The sequence below is a fragment of the Nocardia sp. NPDC003963 genome (genome assembly GCF_053605105.1).
The window spans coordinates 67,268-84,160 of the sequence record NZ_JBSGIP010000016.1; the positions used below are offsets into that span (position 1 = coordinate 67,268).

19 protein-coding genes are annotated in these 16,893 nt (G+C 68.9%); 12 read left to right on the forward strand and 7 right to left on the reverse strand.

Features of this window, described 5'->3' with window-relative positions; translation table 11 throughout:
* Positions 1-56: 56 nt before the first annotated feature.
* Entirely contained in the window at positions 57-236 is a 180-nt protein-coding gene (locus ACWEWT_RS23355) for a hypothetical protein (RefSeq protein ID WP_452561925.1), read from the reverse strand.
* A 131-nt stretch (positions 237-367) separates the two neighbouring features.
* Between ACWEWT_RS23355 and ACWEWT_RS23360 the strand changes: the two genes are divergently transcribed.
* Entirely contained in the window at positions 368-1,078 is a 711-nt protein-coding gene (locus ACWEWT_RS23360; RefSeq protein ID WP_452561927.1) for a helix-turn-helix domain-containing protein, read from the forward strand.
* On the opposite strand, the gene ACWEWT_RS23365 is transcribed toward ACWEWT_RS23360, so the two are convergent.
* The 3 genes from ACWEWT_RS23365 to ACWEWT_RS23375 form a co-directional block, all read right to left on the reverse strand.
* Positions 1,060-1,635 (reverse strand): dihydrofolate reductase family protein, encoded by a 576-nt coding sequence (locus ACWEWT_RS23365; protein WP_452561928.1) that lies wholly within the window; start codon positions 1,633-1,635, stop codon positions 1,060-1,062. The two genes, ACWEWT_RS23360 and ACWEWT_RS23365, sit on opposite strands and share 19 nt — an antisense overlap.
* A 265-nt stretch (positions 1,636-1,900) precedes the next feature.
* Positions 1,901-2,221, reverse strand: coding sequence for a hypothetical protein (locus ACWEWT_RS23370; RefSeq protein ID WP_452561930.1), 321 nt, complete (start codon positions 2,219-2,221; stop codon positions 1,901-1,903).
* Between the two features lie 74 nt (positions 2,222-2,295).
* On the reverse strand, positions 2,296-3,069 hold the full coding sequence (locus tag ACWEWT_RS23375; RefSeq protein WP_452561932.1) for an SDR family oxidoreductase: 774 nt from the start codon (positions 3,067-3,069) through the stop codon (positions 2,296-2,298).
* Between ACWEWT_RS23375 and ACWEWT_RS23380 the strand changes: the two genes are divergently transcribed.
* The 5 genes from ACWEWT_RS23380 to ACWEWT_RS23400 all read left to right on the forward strand — a co-directional run bounded on the left by ACWEWT_RS23380 (position 3,047) and on the right by ACWEWT_RS23400 (position 6,246).
* Complete coding sequence (locus tag ACWEWT_RS23380) at positions 3,047-3,463, forward strand: hypothetical protein (protein WP_452561934.1); 417 nt, start codon at positions 3,047-3,049, stop codon at positions 3,461-3,463. The two genes, ACWEWT_RS23375 and ACWEWT_RS23380, sit on opposite strands and share 23 nt — an antisense overlap.
* Positions 3,464-3,503: 40 nt before the next feature.
* Positions 3,504-4,256 carry a DsbA family protein gene (locus ACWEWT_RS23385; protein WP_452561936.1) on the forward strand — a complete coding sequence of 251 codons (753 nt, stop codon included), beginning with the start codon at positions 3,504-3,506 and terminating at the stop codon, positions 4,254-4,256.
* Positions 4,253-4,462, forward strand: coding sequence for a hypothetical protein (locus tag ACWEWT_RS23390; protein WP_452561937.1), 210 nt, complete (start codon positions 4,253-4,255; stop codon positions 4,460-4,462). The genes ACWEWT_RS23385 and ACWEWT_RS23390 overlap by 4 nt, the downstream gene beginning before the upstream one ends.
* Before the next feature lie 81 nt (positions 4,463-4,543).
* A complete protein-coding gene (locus tag ACWEWT_RS23395; RefSeq protein ID WP_452561939.1) occupies positions 4,544-5,488 on the forward strand; it encodes an ATP-binding cassette domain-containing protein in 945 nt (314 codons plus the stop codon).
* Positions 5,485-6,246: an ABC transporter permease gene (locus tag ACWEWT_RS23400; RefSeq protein WP_452561941.1), complete on the forward strand. Its 762-nt coding sequence runs from the start codon at positions 5,485-5,487 to the stop codon at positions 6,244-6,246. Before ACWEWT_RS23395 ends, ACWEWT_RS23400 begins: the two co-directional genes overlap by 4 nt.
* Here the strand turns inward: ACWEWT_RS23400 and ACWEWT_RS23405 are convergent.
* Entirely contained in the window at positions 6,230-9,406 is a 3,177-nt protein-coding gene (locus tag ACWEWT_RS23405) for a BTAD domain-containing putative transcriptional regulator (RefSeq protein WP_452561943.1), read from the reverse strand. The two genes, ACWEWT_RS23400 and ACWEWT_RS23405, sit on opposite strands and share 17 nt — an antisense overlap.
* Positions 9,407-9,554: 148 nt before the next feature.
* Between ACWEWT_RS23405 and ACWEWT_RS23410 the strand changes: the two genes are divergently transcribed.
* The 6 genes from ACWEWT_RS23410 to ACWEWT_RS23435 all read left to right on the forward strand — a co-directional run bounded on the left by ACWEWT_RS23410 (position 9,555) and on the right by ACWEWT_RS23435 (position 14,620).
* Entirely contained in the window at positions 9,555-9,797 is a 243-nt protein-coding gene (locus ACWEWT_RS23410; protein ID WP_452561945.1) for a ferredoxin, read from the forward strand.
* Between the two features lie 52 nt (positions 9,798-9,849).
* Complete coding sequence (locus ACWEWT_RS23415; protein ID WP_452561947.1) at positions 9,850-11,064, forward strand: cytochrome P450; 1,215 nt, start codon at positions 9,850-9,852, stop codon at positions 11,062-11,064.
* Between the two features lie 59 nt (positions 11,065-11,123).
* The gene (locus ACWEWT_RS23420; RefSeq protein ID WP_452561949.1) at positions 11,124-11,765 is read left to right on the forward strand and encodes a hypothetical protein; all 642 of its coding nucleotides are present in this window, start codon (positions 11,124-11,126) and stop codon (positions 11,763-11,765) included.
* Between the two features lie 238 nt (positions 11,766-12,003).
* Positions 12,004-12,831, forward strand: a complete 828-nt coding sequence (locus ACWEWT_RS23425; protein WP_452561950.1) for a hypothetical protein — start codon at positions 12,004-12,006, stop codon at positions 12,829-12,831.
* Positions 12,832-12,943: 112 nt separating this feature from the next.
* Positions 12,944-14,368, forward strand: a complete 1,425-nt coding sequence (locus ACWEWT_RS23430; protein WP_452561952.1) for an MFS transporter — start codon at positions 12,944-12,946, stop codon at positions 14,366-14,368.
* 42 nt (positions 14,369-14,410) lie between these two features.
* Positions 14,411-14,620: a heavy-metal-associated domain-containing protein gene (locus tag ACWEWT_RS23435; RefSeq protein WP_452561954.1), complete on the forward strand. Its 210-nt coding sequence runs from the start codon at positions 14,411-14,413 to the stop codon at positions 14,618-14,620.
* A 251-nt stretch (positions 14,621-14,871) separates the two neighbouring features.
* On the opposite strand, the gene ACWEWT_RS23440 is transcribed toward ACWEWT_RS23435, so the two are convergent.
* Positions 14,872-15,105 (reverse strand): hypothetical protein, encoded by a 234-nt coding sequence (locus ACWEWT_RS23440; RefSeq protein WP_452561955.1) that lies wholly within the window; start codon positions 15,103-15,105, stop codon positions 14,872-14,874.
* A gap of 279 nt (positions 15,106-15,384) precedes the next feature.
* Positions 15,385-16,860, reverse strand: a complete 1,476-nt coding sequence (locus ACWEWT_RS23445) for an alpha/beta hydrolase family protein (protein WP_452561957.1) — start codon at positions 16,858-16,860, stop codon at positions 15,385-15,387.
* Positions 16,861-16,893 lie beyond the last annotated feature (33 nt).

Genomic DNA, 16,893 nt, shown 5'->3' on the forward strand with positions numbered 1-16,893 from the left:
GAAGTGCCCGGCGCCGCCCCGACGAGTCGGGGCGGCGGGCATGCGGACCCGCTACGTCAGTACGGATAGTCCCGGAACGTCATCACACCGCCGACCAGGACGACCAGCACCGTGAGGATGTAGATCGTGACGCGGAACCACATCGGTCCGTAGTAGCTCACCGCCAGCGACGCACCGAGCGCAGCGAGGATCAGCACTATCCCGTAGAAGGGTGTGCGTTGCTCCCTGTCGGCCATTCCCCAAGTGTCCTCCGGCGGCGACGCGGGTGGCAATGCCCGAGCCTGCTCTGTTACCTCCGCGGACAGGCGACGGCCGGGGCGGTCGTCATGGTTTGCCGAACGCCCGGTTCGGCCTACTATCCGGATCTGTGGGACTGCTGTTCGGAACGCGTGCGTCGGATTCGCCGTGGGTCGAATCCGTGTGGACCTGCCGCAGCGAGTACGTCTCGGAGATGACCTCGGTCGCGTCCGAGACCTGGGGGCTGGTGTTCTGGGAGCAGGAGGGGCGGCCGTACGCGGCGGTCACCGGCCCCGAGACCCGAACCGGTACCGCACCCGTGCCCGAGGGCGCGGGTTTCGTCGGTATCCAGTTCGCGGTCGGGACGTGCCTGCGTACGACGGCGACCCCGGCCCTGCTGGACGGTGGATTCGTGCTGCCCGAGGTGACCGGGCGGACCTTCTGGTTCGACGGCGCCCACCGGGAGACGCCACGGCCCGACGATGCCGAGGCGCTCGTCCGCCGTCTCGTCCGGGAGGGAGTCGTGGTCCGCGATCCCCTGGTCGCGGCGGTCTTGCAGGGGTCGCCGCCGGAAGCGACCGAGCGGACGCTCGAACGCCGTTTCCGGGCGGCGACCGGGCTCACCCAGGGTGCGGTCCGGCAGATCGGACGGGCCCGCACCGCCGCGCTCCTGCTGAGTTCGGGGGAGACATCCGGCGATGTCGTCGACAAGCTCGGGTACTACGACGAACCCCATCTGGCCCGCGCGCTGCGCCGGTACATCGGGCGGACGGCGCAGCAGTTGCGTACCGGGTCGGGTGGCGCGATCGCGCTCGATACGGGTCAGCGCACGACGTCGTAGACGAGTTTGGTCACACCGTTGGAATAGGTCGCCGAATCCCGTACGCGCAGCGACTGCTTTTCGCGGTCCGAGCGGCTGAACAGACTCTTGCCCGCGCCGAGCAGGACCGGGAACACAAGCAGGTTGTACCGGTCGATCAGGTCGGCATCGGCCAGGCGGCGGGCCAGCTCGGCACTGCCGTGGATGTAGATCGGCCCACCTTCGGTCTGCTTCAGCTTCGCGATATCGGCTTCCGAGCGCAGGATCGTGATCGGACCCCATCCGTCGATCAGCGCCTCCTCGGTCAGGCCGGTGGAGACGACGTACTTGGGCAGGTCCTTGTAGGCGGCGTGATCCGCGGAATCGCGCCACATCGGGGCGAATGCTTCGTAGCTGCGGCGGCCGAACATCAGAGCGGTGGTATCGGCGAGTTCCTCCCCTTTGAGCGAGAACGCCTCGGGCACGAACTCGGTGTCCATCACCCAGCCACCGCTGCGATGGCCCTCGGCCTGCCCGCCGGGCGAGTCCACGACGCCGTCCAGCGATATGAAACCTGTGTAGACGAGTTCGCGTGCCATCAGTTCCTCCTGAGTACAGGGCATCGGATTCTGCCCGCGGTCAGCTTAGGAACTGACGATCACCGCTGTCTTGGACGAAACCGACACCGCGGCGGGCGACCGTCGCCGCGGATCCGGGCGGCACGTATGCCGGGTGGACGCGAATCGGAATCGCAGTTCGTCGCGCGGTATCGGGTGTAATACCGTCGCTGTTCCGGACGTGTCCGGCCGTTGGGTGTCTCGGGGTGAGGTGCCGCGGGCCGGCCGTGGAATCAGCGGGCAGGCGTCACGCGGCCCTGGCGGACCAGCCGTGGAATGTTGCGGAGGTGCGTGGCGCCACCACGGCGGCGGGGGCACCGGAGCAGTCCGCGGAGGCGTACACCAGGAAATCCCGCGAGCTGCGGTTGTCGAAATGGATATCCCGCGGGAACCCACTGGCCCAGCAGGCGTTCAGATCGCTCAACTCCAGTGTGTTGTCCACGATCACGACTTCCCGCCCGTCGCCGAAACCGGCCGATCCGGTGGGGAGCGAAGCCGCGGTGGGCGCGGCGACAGTGAGCGCGGCGAGGACGAAAGCTCCTGCGAAAGCTGATTTTCCGAGTTTCACCGCGCCGATGCTACGCGCGCCGGGCCTGATACTCGCAGCAGTGGGGATGATCGGCCGCGACGAATGCGCGGGCGTCACCGGCCCCCGTTCCCCGCGTAGCGCGCGGCGAGGAACTCCTCGAATGTGATCTGTCCGTCCGCATGTTCCGGTGCGAGGTGCATACCGGCACGGAAATCGCGGATCGCTCTACCCGGTAGCGGGATTGCGAACACCGGTCGGCGACGTCCGGTCGCGTGGAGATGAGCACGGGCCAGATCGGTGGCGGTGCGGATCTGCGGACCGCCCAGATCGGGAACCCGCTCCCGCGCCGGGCCCGCCGCCAGTTCGGCGAGACGTCCACCCACCTCGGTCACATCGACCGGCTGGAAGGACACCTTCGCGGGCATGGCGAGGAACGGCAGCCGGCGCTGGGCCTCGCATATCTCGGCGATGAGGTCGTGGAACTGCGTGGCCCGCAGGATCGTCCACGGCAGCGCGGATCGTCGGATCGTGGCCTCGCATTCCGCTTTGGCACGGTAGTAGCCGAGGGTGTGGTCGTCGATACCGACAATGGACAGGTACACCAGATGCGGGCCGCCGCCGGCCTGCGCGGCCTCGAGCAGCGTACTGGTCGCGGTGATATCGCCGCGACCGTTGGTGGTGGCCAGATGGACGATCACCTCGGTATCGGCGACGGCCTCGCTCAGCCCGCGCCCGGTGCGCAGATCCCCGATCGCCCAGTGATGAGCGGCGGACGCGCGTTCGGAACGGGTCAGCACCCGCACGTCGTGGCCGGCGGCGAGCAATCGCGGTACGAGTACGCGACCGAGGCGACCGGTGCCGCCGGTGACCAGTATTCGTTTCGTCATCAGTATCTCCGTGGTAGCCGACGAATTCTTCTTGCACAACGACGACCGGACAGTTTCCTCGAAGCCGACGACCGATACGCACGGAGCCGCGAAATCGAAACCGGCCCGGATCGGCGACAACCCGGGCACCGGTGATCCGGGAATCCACGATCTCCGGGCCGATCCCGTCCGCGACGGGCTCGAACCGTCCCGCACTGCCTATCGGAATCCGTGCCGGTCACCGATTTCGAATGCTCCGGTGCGGGAATCGTTCCCGGCCTGCCGCGATACCCGGCCGCTGCGTGATGATACCTACCGCGCACCCGCTCCGGCCTGTGGTTCCCGGCGGAGTGCCGCCGCGCGGCGCAGCGACCGGCCCACGCGCACCGATACCGGCTCCGGAAGTGGGTATTAGGCTGGCAACGCAAATGTCCGGCGAGCGGGGAGCATGTGATTTGAGCACCTATCCGGGTGGATGGCAGCAACCACCCCAGAACCAGGGCCCGAACCGACGGCTGCTCGTCATCCTGACTCCGTTTCTCGTACTTATCGTCACCGCTGCCGCGATCGGCATCGGATTGCTCGCCCGCAGTGCGGCGGCCGACGATGTCGCGGGGGTCGCGACAGCGGTCGGTGGCAGTTCGGCACCCGCGAATGTCGCGGCGGACGGCGCGGTCCGGGTCGGCGAGCCGGACGCGAAGGTCACCGTCCGAGTGGTCATGGACCTCCAGTGCCCCGCCTGCAAGGCCTTCGAAGCGGCCAACGGCACCGTGCTGGAGGACGCTGTCCGCGATGGTACGGCCGCGGTCGAGTACAGCGTCATCACCTTCCTCGACCGTGCCAGCACTACCGAATACTCCTCCCGGGCCGGTAACGCCGCGTTCTGCGTCGCGAACTCCGGGGTGGCCCACTACCAGGCCTGGCTTGCGGATATGTTCGCCGAACAGCCCGCGGAGGGCGGTGACGGCCTGCCGGACAGCGCGCTGATCGATATCGCCGAATCCGCCGGCTACACCGATCCCGCGGTGGCCCAGTGCATCACCGACCGGCAGTACGACTCCTATCTGCGCACCAAGACCGACGAGGTGCTGAACAGCGGTGTGAACTCCACTCCCACCGTCGTCATCGGCGGCGAACAGGTCAGCGATGCCGGCGCTCTCATGAGCCCGGACGGGCTCGCCCCGCTGATCGCGGCCGCGGGCCGATGATACGGGTATCCGAACGATCGGCGTTCTGGATCGGCGTGGTCGGGTGGCTCGCCCTGCTGGTGGGCGCCGTCGAGATCGCCCGGACCTCGGGCTCGGGCGTCGTGCTGACCTTCGTGGTCGTCACGCTGGTGATCCTGGCGGTGAACCTGTTCATGCGGCGTTCCGCGGCGGGTATCCGGACGCGAAAGGACCGTCCCGAACAGTGACGGGGGCGGACGATCGCGTATCAGCGGTCGTATCAGCCCGGCATCAGGGCCGTATCAGCCGGCCCGCCGACAGTACTACCCATGAGCAATCCGGCAATCGCGGCTTCGGGGCTGCGGAAAGCGTACGGGGACAAGACCGTCCTCGACGGTATCGATCTGAGTATCGGTGCCGGCACCATTTTCTCCCTGCTCGGCCCGAACGGGGCGGGGAAGACGACCACGGTGAACGTGCTGACCACCCTGTTACGAGCCGACGGTGGTACGGCGCGGGTCGCCGGGCACGATATCGCGACCGCGACCGGGGCGGTCCGGGCGGCGATCGGGGTGACCGGGCAGTTCGCGGCCGTGGACGATCTGCTGACCGGCGCGGAGAACCTGGAACTGATGGCCGATATCCATCGGTTGAAGGGGGCCGAGCGCAAGCGGGTGGTCGCCGGACTGCTCGAGCGGTTCGATCTGCTGGAGTCGGCGGGTAAACGGGCGGCGACCTATTCCGGGGGGATGCGGCGGAAGTTGGATCTGGCGATGACGCTGGTGACCCGGCCGCGGATCGTCTTCCTGGACGAGCCGACCACGGGGTTGGATCCGCGGAGCCGGCGCACCATGTGGGAGATCGTGCGGGATCTGACCGATACGGGTGTGACGATCTTCCTCACCACCCAGTATCTCGAGGAAGCCGATCAGCTGGCCGACCGGATCGCAGTGCTCGATCAGGGCCGGATCGTGGCCGAGGGCACCGCGGACGAACTCAAACGCCGGGTGCCCGGTAGTCATATCCGGCTGCGCTTCACCCACAGCGCGGACCTGGACGCGGCGGCGCGGGCGCTGCCCGGCTCCACCCGCGACGACGAGTCCCTGACCCTGCGGGTGCCGGGCGACGGTGGATCGAAATCACTGCGCCACGTACTGGACCGGCTCGACGAGTCCGCTCTCGAGGCCGCCGGCGTCTCGGTCCACACTCCCGACCTCGACGACGTCTTCCTTGCCCTGACCGGCCACGCGACCACGGAGGTCACCGCATCATGAGTACCCTCACCGCCCCGCTGGCCGATTCGTCGATCATGCTGCGCCGCAACTTCAAACACATCGTCCGCAACCCGGTGACCGTGTTCAACGCGGCGTTCATGCCGGTCGTCATGATGCTGATCTTCGTCTACGTGTTCGGCAGCGCGTTCGCTGTCGGCGGCGACTACATCGACTACGCGACACCGGGCATGCTCCTGTTGGCCGTCAGCTACGGGTTGTCGGGCACCGCGGTGGCGGTGAGCTCCGATATGTCCAAGGGCATCATCAACCGGTTCAAGGTCATGGATGTCTCCCGCAGCGCGGTACTGACCGGCCATGTCGTGGCGACGATCCTGACCAACGCGGTAGCCGTCGTGGCCATTGTCGCGGTGGCCTTCGCACTGGGGTTCCGGCCGCCCGCGACCGTGGTCGACTGGTGCGGGGCGATCGGGGTTCTGGCGGCGACATCGTTCGCGGCGTCCTGGCTCACGGTCGCGCTGGGGATGGCCGCGAAAACGCCGGAATCCGCGGGTATGGGCGTGGTACCGCTGATCATGCTGCCGTTCCTCAGCACCGCGATCGTCCCGGCCGAGAAAATGGGCCAGGGGGTCCGGCAGTTCGCGCAGTATCAGCCGTTCACCCCGATCATCGAATCGCTGCGCGGGTTCCTGGCCGGTGATCCCTCCGGTGGCTACACCGCCGCGGCTCTCGCCTGGTGCGCCGGGTTCGCCGTCCTCGGATTCCTCTGGTCGCGAGCCACGTTCAACAAGCGAGCGTGACGGCGGCCAGTTCCTGCCAGTCCGCCTGCGCACCCGCCCGCATCGCCTCGGTGAAATCCGCTTCGCCGAGGCGATCGCGCGCTTCCCGCTCGATCCGGGCCGTATCCGGCTGGGAACGGTCGGGCATTCCGTGGACCACAGCGCTCACCGCGAGCAGCCGCGCGGCCTCGGTATCGCGCCGTGCGCGCAATGCCAGATCCGCGATACCGACGAGTACCTGGGCGACCAGGATCGTGTGTCCCGCCTCGACGGCCGCGCGGAAGGCCACGGCATGATGCTCCCGGGCCTCGTCGAGATCGGTGGCGAGATATCCGAGCAGGGTGTGGATCGCCGCGGCCAGCTGCGGCATCTCGGCTTCGCTGCCCAAAACGGTCCGCGCGATACCGATCTGCGCGTGGGCCTGTTCGGTATCGCCGCGCCAGCGGGCCAGTTCGGCTTCGGCCAGCGCCAGCTCGGCCAGCGCGACGGGCCAGACGACCCGATCCGCGCAACGCCGCGCTTCGGCCACGACGGCCGCGCTCGCCTCGGTATCACCTGCCAGCCAGTACAACTGGGCCTGCCGGGACAGCAACGCGACGATATCCTCGGTCGACCCGATCTCGGTGACCACGACTTTCGCCTGTTCCAACAGCTCACAGGCGGCGGCGAACTCACCACGGGTCGCATACCGGTTCGCCAGCTCGCTCAGCGCGAACGATATCCCCCACCGCTCCCCGAGGGCCCGGAATTCGGCCAGCGCGCGCTCGAGATAGGCATCCACCTCCGGCCCGTCCAGCCCGACCACGATCCGCATCTTGCCCATCTGCAGCCGGGCCAGCGCGCGCACCCACGGATCGTCGTCGGCGAGCAACGGTTCGAAGGCGGTCGGCAGGGCTTCCGGACCGTGCAGCAGGCTCTCCAGCGCGGGAATGAACGCCGACACCGGATGAACGGCCCGGACACCCCGGCTGAACCGATGTGCCTTGCGGATCCAATCCCCCACCTGGACCGCGTCGTTGCGGCCGGAACTCAGGAAATGTACGACGAGCCCGTACACCAGGGTCCGGGTCGCGTCGTCCACCTCCGCGGGTTCGTCGGCGACGGCGCTGACGAATTCCAGGCCCTCGGATTTGTGCCCGCCCAGCCACCAGTACCAGCCGGCGGCCGCCGCCAGCCGCAGCGCTCCGGCCGTATCGCCGGCGGCGAGCGCGGCGCGTACGGCGACCGCGATATTGTCGTGTTCGGCCTCCAGGGTGGCGAGCCACTCCAGTTGCTCGGCCCGGCGCAGATGCGGTTCGGCGGTTTCGGCGAGGCCGGTGAAGTAGGCGAGATGGGCTCGGCGCGCCGAATCCGACTCCCCCGACTCCGTGAGCCGGTCCCGGGCGTACTGCCGGACGGTCTCGAGCATCCGATACCGCGGTTCGGTCTGCCCGGCGGTGACCAGCAGCGATTTCTCGGTGAGCGCGCTCAGCAGTTCGAGCACCTCCCATTGCTCGACCACCGAGGTCGTCGCATCCAGCTGATCTACGGACCCTTGCGCCGGGCGCGCGCAGACCCGTTCGGCCGCCGCCAGACTCGCGCCCCCGGAGAACACCGCGAGCCGGCCCAGCACCATCCGTTCGGCGTCGCTGAGCAGCTCCCAGCTCCAGTCGACCACCGCGCGCAGGGTGCGATGTTGCGGAATCGCGGTGCGGCTGCCACCGGTCAGCAGCCGGAACCGATCGTCGAGGCGGTCGGCGAGCTGATCGAGGGATATGGTGCGCAACCTGGCCGCGGCCAATTCGATCGCCAGTGGGATTCCGTCCAGTGCCCGGCAGATCCGCGCCATGGTCGCCAGTGCGCGGGGGTCGGCAGCGAGATCCGCGCGCACGGCACCGGCGCGATCGCGCAACAACTGCACGGCCGGGGAGGATTCGATCTCCCCCGGGTCCGCGTTCGCGGCGGGTAGTGCCAGCGGCTCGACCCGCCACAGCGCTTCCCCGGTGATACCCAGCGGCTCCCTGCTCGTGGCCAGGATCCGCAAGCGCGGGCATTCCCCGAGCACCCGGTGGGCGAACACCGCCACCGCGTCGATCACATGTTCACAGTTGTCCAGGATCAGCAGCGTTTCGCGGTCACGGACGGCCGCGACGAGCCGTTCGATGGGCTCCGCGTTCGGGGCGCTGCCGAGCAGCGCGTCCCGGAGGCCGAGCGCGGCGACGGCCGGCTGCGCCACATCGTCGTCCGCGCCGACGGATGCCAGTTCCACCAGCCAGGCGCCGTCCGGTAGATCGTCGAGCATGGTGCGCGCGGTTTCCAGCGCCAGCCTGGTCTTCCCGGACCCGCCGGGCCCGGTCAGGGTGATGAGCCGATGGCCGGACAGCAGTTCGCGTACGACGGCGATATCGGCGTATTTGCCGATGTATCCGGTCAGTTCGGTGCGCAGGTTGGTCCGGCGGTCCTGCTCCCGCGCGCCCACCTCGCCGCGCAGCAGGGCCACATGCAGCGCGGACAGTTCCGGTGCGGGGTCCACGCCCAGCGTATCGGCGAGAGCCGCCCGCGCATCCTGGTACACGACCAGTGCCTCGGAGCCACGGCCCGCGGCGGCGAGCGCACGCATCAGCGCGGCGACGAGCCGTTCCCGCACCGGATACCGGGCCACCAGATCGGTCAGCTCGCCGACCTGTTCCGCACCCCGCCCGAGCCGGATCTCCGCCTCGTACAGATCCTCTGCCGCGGCCAGGCGCAGGTTCTCGAACCGGGTGATCACGGCGTCGACTGCCTCGCTGTCGGGCATATCGACGCCGTGCATCAGCGCACCGCGCCACAGGCCGAGGGCCTCGCGCAGCAGACGGGTCCGGTCCGGATCGGCACCACCGCGGGCCCGGTCGAGGAGCTGTTCGAACCGCACCGCGTCGACCGCGCCGGGTTCGGCGATCAGCCGGTATCCGCCCGCCTGCCCGTCGAGTGACCCGGCCGGCAGCAGCCGCCGCAGCCGGGAGACCAGAGCCTGCAGGGCGTTGGCGGCGTCGGCGGGCGGCTGCTCCCCCCAGATCCAATCGACCAGCGTGGTCTTCGGTACCGCGCGACCGGGTGCGAGCGCGAGGGCGATCAGCAGTGTTCGCAATCGGGCACCCGGTACCTCGATCGATCCACCGTCGTCTGCTCGGATATCGAGCGGTCCAAGCAACCCGATCTGCACCGGACCATTCTGCCGCAGCCGATCGACGGCCGCCGCGCCACCTTTCCGCCCCGGGCAATCAAGCCACTGAACTGAGCAAACACGATATCGGGTGCTGTGTCAGGGCGGTATCAGGCCGGTATCAGCGGACCGGGCGACAGTACTCACCATGAACATCCCAGCAAGCCCGGACACCGGACCGGCGCGGATCGGAATCGACCGGGAGCGCTGCATCGGTGCCGGTATGTGCGCGCTGATCGCACCGGAGGTGTTCGACCAGAGCGACGCGGACGGCCGGGTGCTACTCCTCGACCCCGCACCGCCGGCCGCGCAGCATCCGGTCGCCCGCGAAGCCGCCCACAGCTGCCCCGCGGCCGCGATCACCCTGCTCGGCCGACAGCAACACCGATAGCACCGTGTCCCGCGGTCCCCGGGACACCGACGAACACCGAAAAGGAAACCCGATGAGTGACACCACCGCCATCCCGCACGGCCTCCCCACCGACCGCGACGCGGGCCCGTTCGACCCGCCCAGCGCGCTCACCCGGCTGCGGGAGACCCGCCCGGTCAGCCCGCTCCTTTTCCCCGACGGTCATGCGGGCTGGCTCGTCACCGGATACGACGCGGTACGCAAGCTGCTGGCCGATACCCGGTTCAGCTCCCGCTTGGACATCGGCGTGCTCCACGCACTGGACGCGACTCCCGATATGCCCGTCCAGACCGAACCGTCTCCGCAGATCCCGGGCATGTTCGTCGCCATGGATCCGCCGGACCACACCCGGCTGCGGCGCAAACTGATCGGTGCCTTCACCGTCCGCCGCATGAAAGAGCTCGAAGAACACATCGCGGACGTCGTCGAACGGCAACTCGACGAAATGGAACGCCTGGCCCCGCCCGTCGACCTGGTGCGGGCGTTCGCGCTGCCGGTGCCCTCGCTGGTGATCTGTGAACTGCTCGGCGTCCCCTATGCCGACCGGGAGACCTTCCAGGTCAACTCCGCCAAGTTCCTGCTGCGGGATCAGCCGCTGGAGGAGAAGATGGGTGCCTACGGCGCGATGATGGGTTATCTGGCGGAACTGGTCGCCGCCAAACGTGGCGAGCCGGGCGAGGACATCCTCTCCGACCTCGCCCGCGACGAGGATCTCTCGATCGAGGAACTGACCGGGATCTCCTTCCTGCTGCTGCTGGCCGGCCACGAGACCACGGCGAACATGCTGGCGCTGGGCACTTTCGCGCTCCTGGAGAATCCCGGGCAGCTGGCCGAACTGCGCGCGGACCCGGACCTCGTGCCGGACGCGGTCGAAGAGCTCATGCGCTATCTGTCGGTCGCCGATATCTTCTACCGCTACGCCACCGAGGATCTGGAACTCGGTGGAGAGACGATCCCCGCGGGGTCCACCGTCGTCGTCTCGCTACTGGCCGCCAACCACGACCCGCTGCGCTTCGACAATCCGGACGCCCTCGATATCCACCGCAAGGCGCGCGGCCATGTGTCCTTCGGTCACGGTGTGCACCAGTGCCTCGGCCAGCAGCTGGCCCGCGTCGAGATGCGGGCCGGATTCGCGGGACTGGTACGCCGCTTCCCGACGCTGCGGCTCGCCGTCGCCGCCGACGCGGTGCCGCTGCGGACCGATATGAACATCTACGGCGTCCACGAACTGCCCGTCACCTGGGTATAGCACTCCGGCAACACCTTTCGCACGCGCACACCGACCACGATTCGCAAAGGATCACCGCCATGCCCACATTCACGACACCCGAACCGATCGCGGTCACCGCCGAGGTCCTCTCCGGCGATATCCGGGTCATCCCCTCCGACCGCACCGATACCGTTGTCACCGTCCGGCCGTCCGACCCGTCCGAGAAAGGCGATATGCGGGCCGCGCAGCAGACCCGGGTCGATTTCGCCGCCGGCACCCTGACCGTGATCACGCCGAAGGATTGGCGGACCTACACGCCGTTCGGCGGCAATCCGTCGATCGAGGTGGTCATCGAGGTACCCACCGGTTCCCGGCTGAAGGGCACCGCCGGGGTGGGCCGGCTGCTGGCCACGGGCGGACTGGGTCGCTGCGAGCTGAAGGTGGCCGCCGGCGACATCATCGTCGAGAGCCCTCGTGATTCGGTGACCGCCACCGTCGCCAAGGGCGATATCCGCGTCCGTGACGCATCGCGCGGGGAGCTGCGACTGGAGACATCGATGGGCGAGCTGGAAGTGGGGATCGCCCCGGGCAGTGCGGTGCACATGGAGGTCGACGCCCTGTCCGGCACCGTGCAGAACCAGCTGCGACCGGTCGACGTAGCGCACGGCGGCGAAACCGTACGGGTCCATGCGCGCAGCTCGTTCGGGAATATCGTCGTCCGGCACGCCACCGCCGTGTGAGCGCCGCGGGGGCGCCCCCATCCCCGACGCCCGGCCGGAGCCGAGGGTCCATCGTATGGATCCTCGGCTCCGGCATTGTGGCGCGAGTATCCCGGTCTTCCTCGGGCACTCACCATTCCACTCGGCCTGCACGGCAACCGGATCGCCGGATGAACCGGGACGAACAACCGCTTGCCATATACCCCCATGGGGTATTAGTGTTTCGCGATATCGAAGCCGGACACCCGAGGAGCCCGTCATGAACGCCACCGCACACACCCACCAGCACGCGCATCACGCCGCCGGAACGCACACTCAGCACACCGCCGGAACGCACGGCGGTCACCCGGTCACGACCCCCGCCCTCCCCGGCGGGCTGCAGATCACCGAGGCCGGATACACACTCGATCTGGAGACCGCGATCACCGAACCAGGCGTAACCGATCTCCGGTTCCGCATCCTCGGACCGGACGGCACCGCGGTCACCGATTTCGCGCCGATCCACGAACGCGAACTGCATCTGATCGTCGCGCGGCGGGAACTGACCGGTTTCCAGCACGTCCACCCGGTGCGCGACGCGTACGGGACCTGGACCGTCCGGATCGATACGAACGAGCCAGGCGCCTACCGAGTGTTCGCCGATATCGCGCCCGTGACCCTGGGCCGCACGATCACCCTGGGCGCCGACCTCGCCGTCGCCGGCCGTTACGAACCACTGCCCGTACCGGCACAGGAGGCCGCGACCGAGGTCGACGGCTACCGGGTCACCCTGACCGGCGCGCTCACCACCGGTGCCGGAGGGGCGCTCACCTTCACCGTCGAGAAAGACGGCGCGGCCGTACACGATCTGGACCCCTACCTCGGCGCCTACGGCCACCTGGTGATCCTGCGCGCCGGCGATCTGGCCTACGTGCACGTCCATCCCGGTGGCGAACCCGGCGACGGGGTGACCCCCGCAGGTCCCGCGGTCGGGTTCCACGCGGCCGCACCGGGCCCCGGGACCTACCGGCTGTTCCTGGACTTCCGGCACGGAGGCGTGGTGCGCACAGCGGCTTTCACCGTCACCGCGGACCCCGTCCGGCACTGACCGGGATCCGGAACCACCCACGCCGGCTCACGAGAATGCCCGTGCCGGCATATTTTTCAACTGCAGATATACCCTACCGGGGTAGAGTTCAAGTGGAAGAAACGGAAATGCCATGAGTACGCAGACACGTCCCACCACCCGGAAGTGGTGGGCGCTGGCGGTGATCGCCGCCGCCCAGTTCATGGTCATCATGGACACCTCGATCATCGGGATCGCGCTGCCGCGGATGCAGATCGATCTCGGCTTCTCCCAGGAGAATCTGACCTGGGTGTTCAATGCCTACGTCATCGCCTTCGGCGGCCTGCTGCTGCTCGGCGGGCGGCTGTCGGATCTGCTCGGCGCGCGCCGGGTGTTCGCGGCGGGCTGGGTAGTGCTGCTGGCCGGATCGGTGCTCGCCGGTGCCGCCGGTACCGTCGGCACCGAACTCACCGGGCGAGCGATCCAAGGTGCCGGCGCGGCACTGATCGCCCCGGCCGCGCTCACTCTGCTGATGATGCTCTTCGGTTCCTCACCGAGTGAACTGACCAGGGCCCTGGCGGTATACGGCGCCGCGGCACCGGCCGGCGGTACGGCCGGGGTGTTCCTCGGCGGTGTGATCACCGAATACATCAGCTGGCCGTGGGTCTTCTACATCAACGTCCCGATCGCGGTCCTGGCATTGATCGCCGTCCCGGTGCTGATGCCCGAGGCTCCGGTCCGCCGCGGCTCGATCGACCTGCTCGGCGCGTTCACCGCCACCGCCGGTTTGGCCGCCGCGGTCTACGGGATCGTCCGCGCACCCGAGGTGGGCTGGGCATCGGCACAGACCTGGGCGGTACTCGCCGGAGCCGCCGCGCTCCTCACCGGATTCGTATTCCTGCAGACCCGCCGCAGCCAACCGCTGATGCCCCCGTCCATCTTCCGGGCACCCGATCTCGCTGCCGCCAACCTCGCCCAACTGCTACTGGGCGCGGCCTGGGTACCGATGTGGTTCTTCCTGAACCTGTATCTGCAGCAAGTGCTCGGCTACAGCGCCTTCCCGTCCGGCGCCGCGCTGCTGCCGATGACCACACTGATCATGCTCGGCATGATCGTGCTCGCGCCCCGGGCGATGCGGCGGTTCGGCGCCAGACCGATGATCGTCACCGGCCTGGCGGTCCTCGGTCTCGGACTGGGCATCATGTCGCTGGTGCGCCCGACCGGCACCTTCTGGATCGATGTACTGCCGGCGTCACTGGTCGCCGCGGGCGGGATGTCCCTGGCCTTCATCCCCTCGCTCGGCACCGCCATCGCGGCCGCCCGGCCGGAAGAAGGCGGATTGGCCTCGGGAATCGTCAATGTGAGCTACCAGATCGGCTCCGCGCTCGGCCTGGCCGCGATGACCGCGCTGGCCACCGCGTTCGGCGCCGACCGGCTCGGCGACCTGCCCCGGCTCACCGACGGGTACTCCGCGGCATTCCTCGGCGCCGGCGCGGTCGCCCTGATCGGCGCCGCCGTCACCGCCGCCACCATGTCCACACCCGCCAGGTCGTCCACTCCCGTGGAGCGCGCCTCCTAGGCACTCGGGACCGAGACCGACCGAACTACTACAGGAGAAGTCATGAGCACCAGCCGATTCACCGTCACCGGGATGACCCGCGGAGGCTGCGCCGCCTCGCTCCGCGGCGAACTCGGCCGGATACCGGGCGTCACCTCGGTCACCGTCGACCTCGGCACCGGCACCGCCGATCTCCGCGGCACACTGCCGATCGACAGCGCGGCGATCGCGGCAGCGGTCAGCAGCGGCGCCGGATACGCCGTCGCCGAGTGAACCGCGCAGCGTGTGACCGGAACGGGCCCTCCCGAAAGGGAGGGCCCGTTCTGCTGTGTGGGCGCCCGCGCAGGCTCGCGGTCGACGCCGGCGGGTCGGGTTCACCGCTCGGCCATGTACGGATCGAGTCGAATCGAGAGGGATGGTCTGTGCCGAAATGACCGGCCACCGCGGTGCCGGCTGCTACCCCGTTCTCCGGATGCCGCCGTCGCGCCGGGTGGTGACGGACGGGTCCGGGCAGCCGCGACGCTCTAGTCGGCGGAGCGGATCGCCGGGCCGACGCCGTGCGTCATCGCGACATGCTCGGCGAGTTGTTCGATATTCATCATGGCCGGATGGCTGTAGTACATGAGTTCGAACCGGTCGTGCCGCCGGGATGCCGGGTCCTGCCGTCCGGCATCGCTCGTATCGCACAGCGATTCGAGCCGGCCCAGATCGAACGGCTCCTTACCGCGGGCATGCGCGTCCGCTTTGACGGCTGCCAAGCGCTCTGTCCGTGTCAGATCCGTTCTGCCCCAAACCCCTGCGGCGAAACGGCGTGCTCCTTCGAGGTCCACTGACGCTCTCCTACCTGCCCGCGGGCCCGGTCCAGCCGGAAGGCTGGTTTAACCACGAGTAGTTCTGGGTACGAGTCTAGGCCGTCATCCACGGCCCCGCATCGCCGAATACAGTGTGCACCCCGAAACCCCTTGCACACTGGGCATTCTACGAATCGTGTGGCACCGTTGCGACCGAATCGAGGCCGACAGCCACGGAGACGTCGCTCACTTCCGCTCGAGCCGGACCTCGCTCCACCGGGACGGCTCGTCGAGCAGCGGCGCCCGGCCACCACGCAGGAATCGGTCGAAGAACGCCAGGGTATACGCGGCGACGATCTCGTGGCCGCGCTCGCCGCCGATCGGTCCCGCGATCCCGAGTCCTTCCGAGAGCGGCGTCCAGCTGGGCGCATCGGTGTAATTCAGATGGAACATCCCAGGGATCTCCACGTAGTAGCCGTGCCCCGGCGAACTCGCTGCGAAAACCGCGCGCTGGGTGGCGAGAGTTTCGGTGATCTCCCGATCCGGCCAGCCACCGCTGCGGTCGCGTTCGAGCAGAATGGAACCGGTATCGCGGGTCAGCCACATACTCGGCTGCCGCAGGCCGTCGCGAACCACATCCTGCGTCATCGCGGCATCCATCATCGAACACGCACGCAGCCGCGGATCCGCGTGACATGCCGCGCCGACCGTCATCGCACCGAGCGAGACCCCGAACGCACCGGCCCGGTCCACGTCGAGGCGGCCGGTCAGCAGACCGTCCGGATCCGCGGCGTTCAACCGGGTCAACTGGTCGAGCGCGAAGCCGATATCCCGGGCCAGATATGGGATCAGCCCGTCCGGTAACTCCGCGTGGCCCAGGGCGGGCGGCGGCTCGGCCGGGGTCAGACTCTGCTGGACCGCCGGGTACACCCGATCCTTCGTCCAGCCGTCGACGAGGCGGCCGTCCGGGAACACGGTCGCGGCGGATGTGTAGGGCTGGTCCAGGCCCACCACGACGAACCCGTGCGAAACCAGCCGTTCCACCTGGAACATATTGGACTGACGGAACGCGTTGAGGCCCGAGGCGAAAACCAGCACCGGGTACCTGGGGCGGGCCGATGCCACCGGAGGCCGCCGGGTGGCGTGGGTGGGGACCGAATCCCAGAAATCGAAGACGAAACCCGGGGCACCCAGCAGCGGACCCGCCGCGGCCGACAGAGCTTTCGCCTCGTCCACATAAGGGGCGGTGGGAGCACTCGTCCCGGGTTCGGCCGGGTACCAGATCTGCGCCATCAGTTCACGCCGGGCGGCCGGATCGGGGTCGAAGATCTCGCGCCGGCCGGCATCGCGCCAATGGTAAGTGGTGGTCCCGATCGCGTACGGGCCGCCGGGATCCGGCAGCCGGAAAACAGGGGCGGCCACCGGCATCGCCACCGACACCGCGAAAAGGAGCGCGCCCGAGACGGTTCCGGCCCCGCGTAACCACCACGGCGCCCGAGCGGGGCGCACGGTTCCCCGTAACCACAACCCGGCGAGTGCCGCGGCCAGGATGTACGCCGGGATCAGCGGCCAGCGAAAGCCTTCGAGAAGCAGCTGGGTGACGGCCGCCGGGAGCGTGAGCACCGCCGTATGCCGGATCCGGCGCCACCGGCCGCGCCACGGCACCGCCGAGGCCACCAGACCGACGGCGTCCGACGCCCACAACAGGACCTCGCCCGGCATCCGGTACTCCCTTCCAGCACAGCGGTGACCTCG